This window comes from Mesorhizobium sp. NBSH29, from assembly GCF_015500055.1.
In the GTDB taxonomy this organism is placed as follows: domain Bacteria; phylum Pseudomonadota; class Alphaproteobacteria; order Rhizobiales; family Rhizobiaceae; genus Neomesorhizobium.
Genome location: NZ_CP045495.1, coordinates 126,962 through 140,849, shown reverse-complemented (window position 1 = coordinate 140,849; position 13,888 = coordinate 126,962). Strand labels below are relative to the sequence as shown.

At 60.6% G+C, this 13,888-nt stretch carries 10 protein-coding genes and 2 pseudogenes; 5 read left to right on the top strand and 7 right to left on the bottom strand.

All coding sequences use genetic code 11. The annotated features are described in order from the left end of the window. A pseudogene (locus GA830_RS20270) lies at nucleotides 1-151 on the top strand (IS630 family transposase); the annotation flags it as partial. Nucleotides 152-408: 257 nt separating this feature from the next. Here GA830_RS20270 and nadE read toward each other — a convergent pair. From nadE to GA830_RS19800, 6 genes and pseudogenes are all read right to left on the bottom strand, one after another. Continuing rightward, nucleotides 409-1,386 carry an NAD(+) synthase gene (gene nadE / locus GA830_RS19825; RefSeq protein WP_195165281.1) on the bottom strand — a complete coding sequence of 326 codons (978 nt, stop codon included), beginning with the start codon at nucleotides 1,384-1,386 and terminating at the stop codon, nucleotides 409-411. Then, nucleotides 1,383-2,921: a class I adenylate-forming enzyme family protein gene (locus GA830_RS19820; protein ID WP_195165124.1), complete on the bottom strand. Its 1,539-nt coding sequence runs from the start codon at nucleotides 2,919-2,921 to the stop codon at nucleotides 1,383-1,385. The genes nadE and GA830_RS19820 overlap by 4 nt, the downstream gene beginning before the upstream one ends. 20 nt (nucleotides 2,922-2,941) lie before the next feature. Further along, entirely contained in the window at nucleotides 2,942-3,196 is a 255-nt protein-coding gene (locus GA830_RS19815; RefSeq protein ID WP_195165123.1) for an acyl carrier protein, read from the bottom strand. Between the two features lie 11 nt (nucleotides 3,197-3,207). Further along, nucleotides 3,208-5,145 (bottom strand): asparagine synthase (glutamine-hydrolyzing), encoded by a 1,938-nt coding sequence (asnB, locus tag GA830_RS19810; protein WP_195165280.1) that lies wholly within the window; start codon nucleotides 5,143-5,145, stop codon nucleotides 3,208-3,210. A 16-nt stretch (nucleotides 5,146-5,161) separates the two neighbouring features. Further along, nucleotides 5,162-6,223: a hypothetical protein gene (locus GA830_RS19805; protein WP_195165122.1), complete on the bottom strand. Its 1,062-nt coding sequence runs from the start codon at nucleotides 6,221-6,223 to the stop codon at nucleotides 5,162-5,164. Between the two features lie 336 nt (nucleotides 6,224-6,559). Further along, nucleotides 6,560-6,724 (bottom strand): annotated as a pseudogene (locus GA830_RS19800) (IS701 family transposase); the annotation flags it as partial. A 253-nt stretch (nucleotides 6,725-6,977) separates the two neighbouring features. On the opposite strand from GA830_RS19800, the gene GA830_RS19795 reads away from it, so the two are divergent. The 3 genes from GA830_RS19795 to GA830_RS19785 all read left to right on the top strand — a co-directional run bounded on the left by GA830_RS19795 (nucleotide 6,978) and on the right by GA830_RS19785 (nucleotide 10,212). Further along, a complete protein-coding gene (locus GA830_RS19795) occupies nucleotides 6,978-8,300 on the top strand; it encodes an MFS transporter (protein ID WP_195165121.1) in 1,323 nt (440 codons plus the stop codon). A gap of 203 nt (nucleotides 8,301-8,503) precedes the next feature. Then, nucleotides 8,504-9,172 carry a DUF6088 family protein gene (locus tag GA830_RS19790; protein WP_195165120.1) on the top strand — a complete coding sequence of 223 codons (669 nt, stop codon included), beginning with the start codon at nucleotides 8,504-8,506 and terminating at the stop codon, nucleotides 9,170-9,172. Beyond that, nucleotides 9,169-10,212, top strand: a complete 1,044-nt coding sequence (locus GA830_RS19785) for a nucleotidyl transferase AbiEii/AbiGii toxin family protein (protein ID WP_195165119.1) — start codon at nucleotides 9,169-9,171, stop codon at nucleotides 10,210-10,212. Before GA830_RS19790 ends, GA830_RS19785 begins: the two co-directional genes overlap by 4 nt. On the opposite strand, the gene GA830_RS19780 is transcribed toward GA830_RS19785, so the two are convergent. Next, nucleotides 10,209-11,081, bottom strand: a complete 873-nt coding sequence (locus tag GA830_RS19780) for a hypothetical protein (RefSeq protein WP_195165118.1) — start codon at nucleotides 11,079-11,081, stop codon at nucleotides 10,209-10,211. The two genes, GA830_RS19785 and GA830_RS19780, sit on opposite strands and share 4 nt — an antisense overlap. Nucleotides 11,082-12,262: 1,181 nt before the next feature. Here GA830_RS19780 and GA830_RS19775 point away from each other — a divergent pair. Beyond that, on the top strand, nucleotides 12,263-13,876 hold the full coding sequence (locus GA830_RS19775; RefSeq protein ID WP_195165117.1) for a Mu transposase C-terminal domain-containing protein: 1,614 nt from the start codon (nucleotides 12,263-12,265) through the stop codon (nucleotides 13,874-13,876). The last annotated feature ends 12 nt before the right edge of the window (nucleotides 13,877-13,888 follow it).

Below are 13,888 nucleotides of genomic sequence, written 5' to 3'. Positions count from 1 at the left end.
GATGGCCTTCTCCAAGCTCAAGGCGCACCTACGGGCTGCCAAGGCCAGAACCTTCGACGAGCTTTAGAAGGCCATCGGCAACATCTGCGACCTCTTCAGTCCAGACGAGTGCTGGAACTACATGAAAAAGGCAGGATATGCATCCGATTAAATGTCCGATGCTCTAAGCTGAGCCAAATGTTCTGACGACGGACAAATATCTTCTGCCGGGGTCGGTAGTCCGCCGCTACGAGACGGCGCCGCTAGCCTCGTCGGTCACACCAAACTCGATCCAGTTGTGATGAAAGATCCGGAACTCGCTGCCCTCTTGGCCTTCCTCTGGACACCATCTCGGCGAGCGGAGCCATGCCATGATTGACCGCATCGTTCTCGAGGAGCACCTCGGTGATCCAGCGCCGCTCGAGCAAATCATTCCACCAGAACGGGCGCCATGTGTAGATAGCGCGCCACCTTGCGTTTTGCCGCAATATCGCTCCACACCGCCTCGACCTGGGCTTCAGAAAGCCCTATGGCCGCACCGGTTTGCGAAGCGGAAAGGTTGCTGTCGAGCGCGTACAGGCACGCATCCATCTTCGCGTAGGGCAGCGAGAAATAGAACTCTTCCTGCGTTTGAGGCAGTGAGTAAGTATCGGTGGTCGGCGGGCGTTTGCGAATTTCCGCGGGTACACCGAGATGGGCGGCAAGTGCGTAGACCTGCGATTTGTAGAGATGCGCGATCGGCTTGATGTCGGCTGCGCCGTCACCGTTCTTGACGAAGAAGCCCTGATCGTACTCGAGCAGGTTGGGGGTGCCGATGACGGCAAAATTCAGCCGGTCGGCGTGGTAGTATTCAAGCTGTTTGCGGGTACGCTGCTTCATGTTGGTCGATGCGACAACGCCGAGATAGGATGCCGCCGGCAGGCGCAGCTTGCGCATTTGGCCATCGGGCGAGCGCACCACAAGCGACGAGATGTTGTAGCCGCCCGACGTCAGCGCACTATCGAAGACGATCTTGCTCGACCATCCTGCGCCGTAATCCGGCACAACCTCGCGGATGGCGTCGTCGCGGCGACGATAGCACCCCGTAGCCTCGAGCGTGGGGCCGATATCCTCTACCGCATTCTCGATGCCGAAAGTTTCAGCCACAGCCGTACCGAGCCGCAGGCTGTCCGGGTCGGAATCGTGCTCTGGCATCAGCAGGCCGAACACCCGCGCGGGCCCGACGGCACGCACGGCCAGCGCCGTACAGACTGCTGAATCGATGCCGCCGGAAATTCCAATTACAAAACCGCGCTTGCGCAGGTCGTGGCGCAGCGCGTCGCGCATTCTCGAAGCGATTCGCTCTGCCTCCCTTTCAGCATCGATGGAAAGGGCGGAAAGTTCGAAGGCTGATATCATCATGTTCATGCCGCTTTGCGTCTGCGTGAAGCGAGGCGTCGGCTGAGTTTCCCGCTCGGAGTCTTTGGCAGGGTGTCGCAGAACTCGACTTCCCGGGGCACCATGAAATCATTTAGGATCTGTGCGCAATAACGCAGAACATCCTCGGCGCTTAACGTATCGATCGACTTCACGATCAGCGCCTTGAGCGTCTCGCCGAGCACCGGATCCGGCATGCCGACGACAAGCGCCTCGACCACGCCTTCCAGTTCGTAGAGCGCGGATTCCACTTCCCGCGGCGCAACCTTGAAACCACCCGTCTTGATAATGTCGTCCTTGCGGGAGACGAATGTGACGTGGCCGTCGCCATCCGCAAGGAACAGATCGCCCGTGTGAAGGCGTCTGGTCCCGGTCAGTGGGTCGGGGCGCACCGTGAATTGCGTCGCCGCAGGGTTGTTCCAGTAGCCGCGCATCACGTGGGGCCCCGACACGGCAAGTTCCCCGACGGTTCCCGGGGCAACTTCGAATCCCAGGTCGTCGACGACCTGGATCGCAGTGCCCGGAATGGCAATGCCGACGCAGTCGGGCCGCAGGTCGATCTCGCCAGGAGGAAGCCAGGTCGCGCGCACGCATTCGGTCTGGCCGTACATGGAGTAAAGCTGCACGTGGGGAAACAGGGTTCGCAGCCTGCGGATGTGGGCGACTGGCAAGGGTGCGGCCGCGCTGGTGATGTAGCGCAGGCTTGCGAACAGAGCCGGATCCAGATTCTCCATCCGCAACATCATGGCGAGCATGCAAGGAACCGCGGGAAAGCCGGTGACGCCCTCTTCGCGCAGCCGCTCGAAGATGACAGCCGGATAGGCAAAGGATTTCTCCAGCACCAATGTGGCGCCCGTTTGCACTGCAGTGAGGAGTTGCGTCAGTCCGTATCCGAAAGATAGCGGCAACACATTGAGGATGACGTCGTTTTCGTTGTTGCCAAGGTAGGCCGCGATGGATGCGGTTGCGGCGTCGATATTGTCGTGCCCCATCATCACGCCCTTCGGGTCACCGGTCGATCCCGAGGTGTAAATGATGCTGGCAAGGTCGCTGTCGGAAAGATCCAGGCCAGCCAGAGCAGGTTCGGCCAACAGGCAATGGGCAAAGTCGAGGGCTTCGGGAAGCTGGGCGTGCGGCCGCGTCAGGATTACCTTGGGTCGAACCTTGATGGCTAACGACAGCATGTTCGCAACCGTAGGCGCGCTCCTCGCGTCCGCGATGATCGCCTTCGGCTCACAATCGTTGACGATAAAGGACAGCCGCCTTGCCTTGGTGGAAGGATTGACCGGACAAAGCACGGCACCCGCCATCCAGACGGCATAAGACGCGACGGCGGTTTGCCAGCCATTTGCGGCTAACACCAGGACCCGGTCGCCCTTGACGACACCGTTGGTCGCCAGCGATGCGGCAAGCCTCTCCGATGCATTTGAAAGTTCCGCGTAGCTAAATCGCTGCGCGCCGTCCACGATCGCGGTCTTGCCGGCATGCTTGCGGCAGCTTTCGCGAAGGTGGCCTTCAATGCGCATCGATGCGTCTCCCGGCCAGGTTAGGCGGCCTTTTTGCGTTCGATGAAGGCTGCGATCCTGTCGATGGAATCGAGGTTCCCCGGCACGATATCGGCGTCTCCGACCTTTACTTCGAACGCTTCCTCGATAAATCCGACCAGTTCGAGAACGCCGGTGGAATCGACGAGGTCGTTTTCCATGAGTGAAAGGTCGCCGGGCAGAGGCTGAACGTCGTCGCCGAACAGGAAATTCTCGACGATGAAATCACGGATTTTTTCTTGCGCATCGTTTGCCACGCCGCCAACCCTCACTTTGTTTCCGTCCGGTTCGGCTGGTCGGTGACAAAGACCTTGTGCCACAGTTGCGCCGAGAGAATGCCCATAAAGGCTGTATTGTCCTTGAAGCTGGTTGCCCGACCGTTAATGGCTTTGACTTTCAGCCTCTCGACCATCGCAGAATTGAACAGACCGGTTTCAGCCAGCGCGCCTTCCGACAGGACCGTCTCGGTCGATGCACGGGCTGCGGGAGTGGAAAATGCCTGGCTGTCGGGCGCTCGAAACGGCTGTTTGGGCCGGTTGACGACCGTATCTGGCACAAGGCCGCGCGCGGCCTCCTTCAGAATGAACTTTTCGCGCAGCCCCCGCATCTTCAGCTCCGGTTGGAGTCCGGCGGCGAACGCGATGACGCGGTGGTCGAGAAACGGAAACCGCCCTTCCACGCCGTGGGCCATCATGACACGATCGCCCTGGCTGGAGAGAATGTAACCTGGGAGCAGAAAACGGGCCTCGAGATATTGCGCCTGGTTGAGCGGATGCCAGCGCCTGAAATCGCCGGGCAACTGCGCTGCGAGATCGGCCGCCGCATCGTAATCGCCGAGCGTATATTTCAGATCGGGGGAATAGAAGAGTTTCGCCGCCGCCGTCGAACGCATGCGCGGCCGATGCGAGAACAGCGGATCGGTGAGGCCGTCTCCACCGGTGGAGAAGAAACGTGCGAGATAGTCCACGCTCTGGTGCTGCAACTGCGGCAGATAGGGATATAGGCGGCGAAACAGAAGCGGCCGGCGTGTCGAGCCTGGCTGACGGGCGCAAAAGCGCCGCACCGCAGCCTCCTGGAAAATATCGTAGCCGGCGAAAATCTCGTCGGCGCCCTCGCCGGTCAACACAACCTTCATGCCATTTGCACGAACGATGCTCGCGAGCTGGTAGAGCGGTGCCGGCGCCGTGCGCAGTACCGGGCATTCGGTGTGCGCGATTATGGTAGGAAATTCGGCAGCGATCTCGTCTTCTCCGCACCGCACCTGATGGTTTTGCACGCCGAGTTTTTCGGCGACCTCCGCCTGCCACAGGCTTTCATCATGCTCTGGGGAACGGAACCCGACCGAGAACGTTTCGAGACGCCCTGGCGCCACCCGCGCGGCAAGGGCGGTGATGAGCGAAGAGTCGAGACCGCCGGAAAGATAGGCGCCAACCGGCACGTCTGCACGAAGACGAATGCGGGTGGCGTCTTCCAGCAACTCTCCAAGCTGTTCGACTGGACGCTCAGGCGTCTTGAACTCGCCATCGCGGGGAAATTCCATACGCCACCACTGGCTCACCGTCCGGCTGGAACCCTGCGCAATCATCATGTGCCCAGGCGGCAGCTCTCTGACACCCTTGAAAGCCGTTCGAGGTGCTATCGGCGCCCAGAGCGTGAAAATCTGGTCCAGCGCGACGGGGTCGAGTTCGGCTGCAAAGCCCGGCGCAGCCATGAACGCCTTGATCTCGGAAGCGAAAAAAAGCGTGCCGCGGATTTCCGTATAGTAGAGCGGACGCACGCCAATGCGATCGCGCGCCAGCCACAGGTTTTGACGCCGCGCGTCCCACAATGCGAACGCGAAATCGCCGTTGAGTTCGTCGAGACAGGCCGTACCCATCTCGTCATAGAGATGCAGGATCACCTCTGTGTCGCTGGTGGTCAGAAAACGTCTTCCGCGGGCCTGCAAACGTTCGCGGAGTTCAACGTAGTTGAAGACCTCTCCGTTATAGGAAATGACGAGATCACCATTTGCAGCCGCCATGGGCTGCTTGCCGTCTGCCAGGCCGACAACCGAAAGCCGGGCATGACCGAGACCGACGCCCGGCGCAGTATAGACGCCCTTCTCGTCCGGCCCGCGATGGCAGAGCGCGACGGTCATGCTCTTCAGCAGGGGCGCTGCCGCATCGGTCGAAACGGTCGATCCCAGAAAACCGGTTATCCCGCACATCGTGCTACTCCTCCGATCAATCGAAGCGATCGCCGATAAGGCGCGTCCAGCTCTCGCCCGACAGGCCGTTGAGGAACGCGCGCCCTTGGGTTGCCGCGGCAACCACATCTGCTCTTAGGGAATATAGCGTCGTGGAAGAGGCATGGAGAAACGCGAATTTGCGATCTAGCATAGCATCGAGCAACGCTGGCTGGGAGCGACCGCGAATTGCGGCAAGGCCCCGATCATGGGCGTTGGCGAGCAGCCGTTCGACGATCAGCGCCTCCATGCCCGGAACGGCCATGAGTTGCATAACGCGGCCAATCCCTGCTCGGTCACCATAGTAGATGAACAGGCCGGCAAGTTTTCCGCCTCGTGTCAGCAGGAGGCGCTGGACACGCTCGCCGTGTTTGGCCTTCACGTCAGCATGCGTGAGCATGCGCGAAAGCTGTTCGTCGCGCCATCGCGGGTTCAGAGGATGGTGCACGACAAGCTGTTGGACGGCCGCAACGAGTTCGGCCCGGCTCGGTTCGGTTTCAGTCAACATGTCGGCCTTGCCGGAGCGCGGCTGGTAGCCGACCCAGGAAAGTCCTCTCCCGCCGGCGCCAACGGCGCGGTCAGCCAAGCCGGCCAATGATAAGAATGCACCGAGCAAGCCAAACCGATCAGCAGCCATGCGCGTAACGAACCCAATCGGGCGGAGTACACGCACATATTCCAGGCTGTACGACGACAGCACATGCGCGCCCATCCTGCGCCACATCGCTGTCGCCAGATTGTTGGACGTCTCGCTGAAACAGAGGTCTTGCGGTCCTGAAAGCACCGCTTTGAGAAGGCGAGCGCCGGCAAAAGGATCGGCTTCATGGTCGTCGACCATCCATGTGGTACAGATGGCCGCCCTTAGGCTTTCCCCGTCCAGTTCCATGGCCTGTGGAAGTACCCCGATAAAGCCGTTTACACGGCCGCTTTCTGCGATGTGAACGCGCGAGGCGATTTCCCCATCGCGCCCGTATGGCCCGCAAAAGAGATCGTCGAGATAGGCCGCAAGATCAGCCGCTCCGTTGGCCGGCGACTCGTGGCGGAGGACGCGCAGAAACATTTCCCCGACTGCGAGGGCGTCGTTCTGCTCAAATGGCCTCACCTCTGACACTATTGGAGACCCCGTCCTGCCCTTGAACTGTCCGGTCGGTGTCTGCTGAGCGAAAACCGGCCACGACTGTTTCATAAGACAATACGTTTAAGTTCCACTTACAATGGCTGTGGGGGTGGCCCTTACCCTAGCATTACAGTTGCGCTTTTGATTTGAGGTGGGATTGTCGAGCTGCGGCCTGATGTGCTCGTCGCCACAGCGACCATGCGATGACAGTTGCCGGGTGGATACGTCGTCGGGCGAGACGAGTGGCGATGCGGCGGATTTCCTGAACCGACCAGCGGATCAGCGGCGGGTTCCCGATCTTGTCCTTCGCGTCGTTTTTGGGGGCGGCGCGGCATTGGCATGATGGCGGATCGCGGCCATCATCGCGAAGGCGAGCATGACGAGCGAAACGTGCCGATACCAGCCATGCCAGGAACGGGTCTCGTTGTGGTCGAGGCCGAACTCGTCCCATGGCGACATGCCGTCGCTTTCCCGCGAACTGAACGGAAGCGGCGCAAAGGCAACAGTGAATTCCAATCCCTGATCGGATTTGATGGCACACCGCATCATAGTGAATTCCATGCCTAGGCAGAGGTGCGTAAGCGAGCAGGCGTTCACTGCGGGTTGGCTGAAAGCGCCAGCAAAATGGCGCTTTCGTGCGGTCGCCCTTCAGCAACCCGCCCTACACTGAGGCGAAGCATTGACGTGAGCATTCATCGTGTGGCTTCAAGTTCGTTCATTTGCGGCTCTGCTTCTCGGCACCTTCCTGATGATGGTTGGGACCGGGCTTGGCAATGTTCTGATACCGCTACGAGCGTCGGCGGAAGGCTGGTCGTCGACGACAATCGCCTGGATTGGAACGGCCTATGCGGTCGCCTTTACTACTGGCTGCCTTCTGACCCCGCTCTTCGTCAGACGCGTCGGTCACATCCGGGTCTTCGCCATCCTGCAGACGCTACTTGCCGCTTCGATGCTACTGCTGGCGCTGGTACCTCATCCCTTCGCCTGGGCCGCCTTCCGTGCCGTCGGTGGCTTGACTCTCGTCGGCGGTTACATGGTTGTCGAGAGCTGGCTGAATGAGCGTGTCGACAATTCCAACCGCGGCACAATCTTTGCAGCCTACATGATCGTATCGATGTCGGGTGTAGCCGCAGGCCAGTTCATATTGCCCCTCGGCGACATAATGAATGAGACCCTGTTCATGGTAGCAGCCATTGCTTTCGGAGCCGCGCTTATCCCCGTGGCTCTATCAGTTGCGCCGGCTCCGCAACCGCTCACCCAGGTCAGGATCGATGCACGAGCGCTGTTCAGAAGATCGCCGGTTGCCGTCGTCGGCTCGTTCCTCGCTGGCGTGATCTTTGGCAACTGGATCTATTTCGGCCCACTATATGGCAAAGCCATGGGGCTGTCGGCGACGGGCATTGCAGCGATGCTGACGGCGGCGATGGTCGGGGGAATGGTGTTCCAGGTGCCGTTTGGCAAATTGTCCGATCGCTTCGACCGACGGTATGTGATGGCTTTAGCGGGTGCCATAGGGGTGGCGATTTCGATCGCGATGATCGTCATAGCGCCAACCGAACCGACAAGCATAATTGCAGGCATGTTTGCGCTGGGCTCTGTCCTGTTCACCATCTATGCGCTCAATGTGGCGCATGCCAACGACCAGGCAGACGCGGACGAGTTCATACAGGTCTCGGGCGGGCTGCTGATCGTCTACGGGATTGGTAATATGGTGGGGCCCCAGCTCGGTGGCCGCCTGATGGACGTCATGGGTCCAAACGGCTTTTTCGTCGCGATGGGTGGAGTGTACGCCCTCTACGGGCTGTACGCGCTTTGGCGCTCGATACGAACGACAGCGATCCACCCTTCCTTGCGCCCCGATTTCCAGATCATTCCTGTGTTGTCCACCACGACACCTGAGACGTTGAATATGGATGCCCGAACGGCCGATGAGGACCAGAGCCGCCTAAGCCCGGCGCAGAAGACAAGAAGCCGTAGGCATAGCGCTACGCCGTCACCCGGAAATGGGAGGCGGCTATAACAGTCGATGAGATGACGACGACGAAACGCAGAGATGTTGCGACTGTTGTAAAGTTCCACTCTGCCCTCTATGCGACTTTCTAAGCACGGAACGTGCACGTCAGTTCGGCCGAGACGGGCGGACTAAAGAGGTGTCCGAAATTTGTAGCATTCTTCGGACAACTCCCCCTTGCCGTTGTCCGAAACTTGTCACATATTTCGGACATGACAACGGTCGAACACGACACCGATATTCGCTCGCGCGTGCTCGCACGCATCGGGTCCAAGCCCGAGGAGGTCTGGACCCCCGGCGACTTTGCCGATCTCGGCGCGCGCGCCGCCGTGGACAAGACCCTGCAGCGACTGGCTGCAGCTCAAGAGCTTCGCCGGATCGACCGCGGTCTCTACGACCAGCCGCGGACCAATACTCTGACCGGCCGCGCCACCGTGCCGGACTATCGCGCCGTGATCCGGGCCGTGACGCGCCGCGACAACGCGCGCACCGTCATCGATGGCATGACGGCCGCCAACGATCTTGGGCTCACGACGGCCGTCCCCGCGCGGATCGAGGTGCTGGTCGATGCGAGATTGAAGCCGATCAAACTCGGCAGCCAGGAAATCCACTTCAAGTATGCGGCCCCGAGCCGCCTTTATTGGGCGGATCGGCCGGGAATGCGGGTCGTGCAGGCGCTATATTGGATGCAGGATATGCTGACCCAGGACAGCGAGCGCAAGCGGATCGCGACCATATTGCGCCGCCTGCTTTCTGACCCCAAGCACGGCGAGGCGATCCGCGCGGATCTGCGCGCTGGTCTTTCCGCCGTGCCGATCTGGATGCAGGAGTTCCTGCGCCAACTCCTCGGCCCAACCGCTGGGCCGGAGGGCAAGCCATGACGACCGCGGCCTACCGTCAGATTATTGCCGCGTCGCCCCGTGACCGGCTCGATCTGTTTCTCGCCACGGCCAACCGTATTGGCGCCCCAGTCGGCAATGTCGAAAAGGACTTCTGGGTCTGCTGGACACTCAATGCGCTTTATCACGAACGGCCGGCAGGAGAGCCGCGGCTGCTCTTCAAGGGCGGCACGTCGCTCTCAAAGGGCTATGACCTCATCAAGCGCTTCTCCGAGGATATCGACGTCACGGTGTTCCGCGATGACCTCGAAGAGCCCGCGTCGGTCGAAGAGCTCGAAGCGCTGTCGAACAAGAAGCGCCGCGCCAAACTGAACGCGATCCGAGATGCCTGTCGGGCCTATATCACCGGCCCGCTCAATGCGTTCCTTGCCGCCCAGTTGGCAGACGTCACCGACGGGGTGGGTCGCGTGGAAATTGATGACGCCGATCCTGATGGGCAGACCCTGCTGCTTTGGTATCCCGAGGTGGAACCGCGTGATGGGGCCTATGTCCGACCGGCGATACGTCTCGAATCCGGCGCAAAATCGGCACTCGATCCCCACGGGCCGCTGACGATTGCGCCCTATGTGGCCGGAGACGCAGCTGGCGTTGACCTCGCCGTACCGGACGTCACCACGATCGAAGCGACGCGAACCTTCTGGGACAAGGTGGCGATCGCTCACGGACTGCGCCGCTGGTATGAGCGGCGCGGTGAATTGCGGCAGGCAGGGCAGCGGGTTTCACGCCACTACTACGACCTGCACTGTCTCATGCAATCGGAAACCGGCAAGGCTGCGCTCGCCAACCTCGATCTCGGCGCCGACTGCGTGCGTCATGCGCGCATGTTCTTCGATCGTCCCGACTATGATCTGGCCTCGGCGGTGCCGGGGAGCTTCGCCATTGAGCCGGTGCCCGGGATGATCGACGCGCTTTCGCGAGACTACGCCAACACGACCGCGATGATCTTCGGCGCCCCGCCCAACTTTGATGACATTCTCGCCTCGGCACAACAGATCGAGCATGACCTGAACAACCACGCTTAGGCGCCCGTGCTAGAGCGTTGTCGCTCCCTGCTGGCGGCAGTCTTTCTTGCCACGCGTAACTCGTCGATCGTGGGCTGCCTCCAGATCCCGTGTTCAATCTTCGACCCGGGACGCGAGGGCCAAGTTTTCACAAGTTCGGCGAGTGTAGCCGGGCGCCATTGTCCCCAAACGCTGTCGGATGAGATTGGGACATCGGCGTAAGAGGTGCCAATGATCTCTGGATCGACCGGCTCGCCATCGCACCCGACGAAAACGACCACGCCATATGTAGACGTCATAACCGGCCGGCCAAAGGGCGGCAGGTTCTCGGGATCAAGCGGATAGCGGCGGCGGCGGCGTTCGGTGGCGCGGGCACGCGCGGCTCGTTCTTTTTCCGACCCGCGACTAGCCTCTCGGCGCTTCTTGCGCTGTTCCGGCTCGTTGCGGATGGCTGCCTCCTCGATTCGGCTCCAGTGCCGGCGTAGAGCGTCATATGACCGGTACGGCACCGTCCACGCACGGCGGTCGCCATCCCAAGCGGCAAACGGCACCTCGCGCATCTCGTCAACGACAGTACGGGAATAGGGGGTCACCACTTCCAAATGATCATCTAGGCGCAGAAGGTACTTCGAGACGATGGGGTCAAAGGCAAAGGCGTCGCGCCCTTTGAGGTCGGCATGCGTTTCAGTCTGAGAACGCTCTCGTTGGAGCCATCGATCGAAACGCTGCGCGGCGATTTTGCCCGGGACGAACCACGCCTTCAGATCATCATTCCAGCGGGCGCGAGGAAAGGTCCGCCGAAACCGCTCGACCGTCATACGGTCATACGGAAATGCCGCAGTCGCGCCGGGACGATCGTTGCCGCTCGAAGTTTCCTTGCTATCGCTCATGCTTAATCAACGCGCTGCAGTCGGCAATTGCTTTGTTACGACGTTTGAACCATGTCCTCGGTTCGGACGAACCCTTGCTTCGGCACTCTCTGCGAGAATCCCGTGGGTCATGGCGACTCTGTCGGCATTTCTTTCGGATAATCGGGTGGCAGGGCGCCAAGCCAATGCTGACCTTGGGGCACACCTTGCTCGTCCATATTGAGCGCCTTGATGACGCTCGACCTAATCGTCCGACAGTATCGAAGAACGCTCTCGTCGGAGATGTCGGTGGTCTCTCGGACCACCACGTAGCGTGCCCGCACGTAGTCGTATTTGCCGTCAGCTTGCGGGACTGGGCCAAAATCTGGGCGGGCAGTTTCAGCCCCAGCGCTTTGGCGCGAACGACCATCCTCTCGAGGTCATGGCCCAAGGCCCGCAAGGCATCAACGGTTTCCCCGGCGGACCGCATGTAGGTTTTGAGGAAGAGCTCAGCCGCATGATAGCTCATCAATCGCACCGGCCCGGTGCCGATCTTCGGATCCCCAAAGGCGAGCTTGGCGGCAGACAGGTAGTCGTCCGCCAAGAGGAAAATGCCGTAGGGCGTGGCGCCGGCTGATTCAGGAATCATCGTCACACGCTTTCTGTTTGGTGCACCGGCCTTCAATCGCCCACCATACTCCGGCCTCGCTGGCAGCGCGAAAGGAACTGAACGGGCGAAACCTGCTGCTCGAGAGAGAGGCGATCCGCGGCAGCATTCGGGTTGTATTGTTGCGTTTCACGAGTTCTACAGTAGTCTGCAACTGACTGATTTTCATGGGGCTGCACTGGAATTCCAGGACGGTCGTCAGCGCAAGGCGGCAGTCGTGGGGGGATAGCGCATGCCGACCAACAACTGGATCCGGTTTCTTCGAAACTACGGACCCATTCCGACCAACGATAATATGTACGACGAGACCATTCAGCGCGCGTTGGCTCGCTTGAAGATGCCGCCTATCGAGCTGCCGGCTCAGCATCTGGCATGGTTGGTCGACAATTTCAGGTCATGTTGCTTGGCACTTAATAATGATAATGCTATGCAAACGATTTCAATATGTTGCGTGAGCACTTAATTTGCGAATGGGCAGGTAATTTGATAATGCACCTTGGGTTTTGTCACTTAATGTGAGAAAGCAGCTCGCGGTGTTTTTGCTCGCGGGCGTACCATGAACGATCCATTCCCTGACGAGATTGACGAGGCGCTTTGGGACGAAGCGTGCCGGCGGGCGGATGCGATCCGAGAATTCCTGAAAGGCCGGACCGGCAACGCGACGGCGGCACAGGTTGCCGAACTTGCTGCTGAGATGGAAGTCAGCCAAGCGACGGCGTACAGACTGATCAAACTGTTCCGCAGCGGCGGGACCGTGCTTTCGCTGGTAGGTCGCAAGCGCGGACGGCCGGAGGGCCATCGTGTTCTGGACGATCAACGAGAGCAAATCGTCCGGTCAACGATCACAGCTTACTACCTGAAGCGGACCCGGCCGACGGTATCGCAACTGGTGCGAGATGTGCAGACGAACTGCATCTCGGTCGGGGTGAAGCCGCCGCATCGCCGAACGATCGTGGCTCGCCTCCGGGACATCGACCTGCAAAAACGCGCCAAACGGCGTGGCGAACAGAAGATCGTGAAGGCGACCACCGCTGTTCCTGGAGCCCTTGGCGCTTCCCGCCCCCTGAAGATCGTCCAGATCGATCATACCAAGGCCGACGTCTTTGTGGTCGATGAGGAGAACCGGCAACCCGTTGGCCGGCCGTGGCTGACGTTGGCGATGGATGTGTGCAGCCGGATGGTCACCGGTTTCTACCTCACGATGGATGCACCGTCCCGGTTATCAACAAGCCTTTGCCTGTTGCACTCGGTTTTCGACAAGTCGGCATGGCTGCGGGAACGCGAGATTACGGAACCGTGGCCTGTCGCCGGCCTGCCGGACTTGCTGCACGTCGACAACGGCGCCGACTTCCGTAGCCGTGCATTCAAGAGAGGGTGCCAGGATGCCAGCGTTGCGATCGAATGGCGGCCACCGGGCGAGCCACGCTTCGGCGGTCATATCGAGCGGCTGATCGGAACGCAGATGGGAAAGCTGCATCTGCTGCCTGGGACGACATTCAGTAACGAACAGGAGCTTGGCGAGTATGACTCGAAGCGGCACGCGGCGCTGACACTGCGGGAGCTTGAGCATTATCTCGCCCTGGACATCGTGGGATCCTACCATCAGTCGATTCACAGCAGCCTCGGTCGCCCGCCGCTTGCAGTCTGGCGGGACCACGAAGGTAAGATCCCCCTTCGGCTGCCAAAGGATCGACTGCGCTTCTGGTTGACATTCCTGCCCGAAGAGGAGCGAACCCTGCGGCCGACGGGCATTCACCTGTTCGGCCTGCGTTATTGGTCGGCCGCTCTCAGCGCCGACGTCGGGCGTTCGGACCGGCGACTGCTTGTCAAATATGACCCCCGCGACATGGCGCGCGTCTTCGTGCGACGGCCGTCGGGGAATTTTGTGGAAGCCCGCTATGCCGATGTGACCCTGCCTTCGATAACACTGCACGAGGCGGTGACCGCCCGACGCACCCTGCTTGCGAAAGGCCGCCGTGAAGTCGATACCCGCACCATCGTCCGCACAGCAATCGCGCAGCGCGAGCTGATTGAAGCGGCGACCAGAAAGACAGCGGCCGCGCGGCGCGGGAAGGCTTCCTCGAAATCGAAGGTGGATGATCGGGGATGGGGCTCGCTCCGCGGCGTCGACTCCAGCAAACCTGTACCCTTTGTCGAGGATACAGATTGAGCTGGAGTAAAT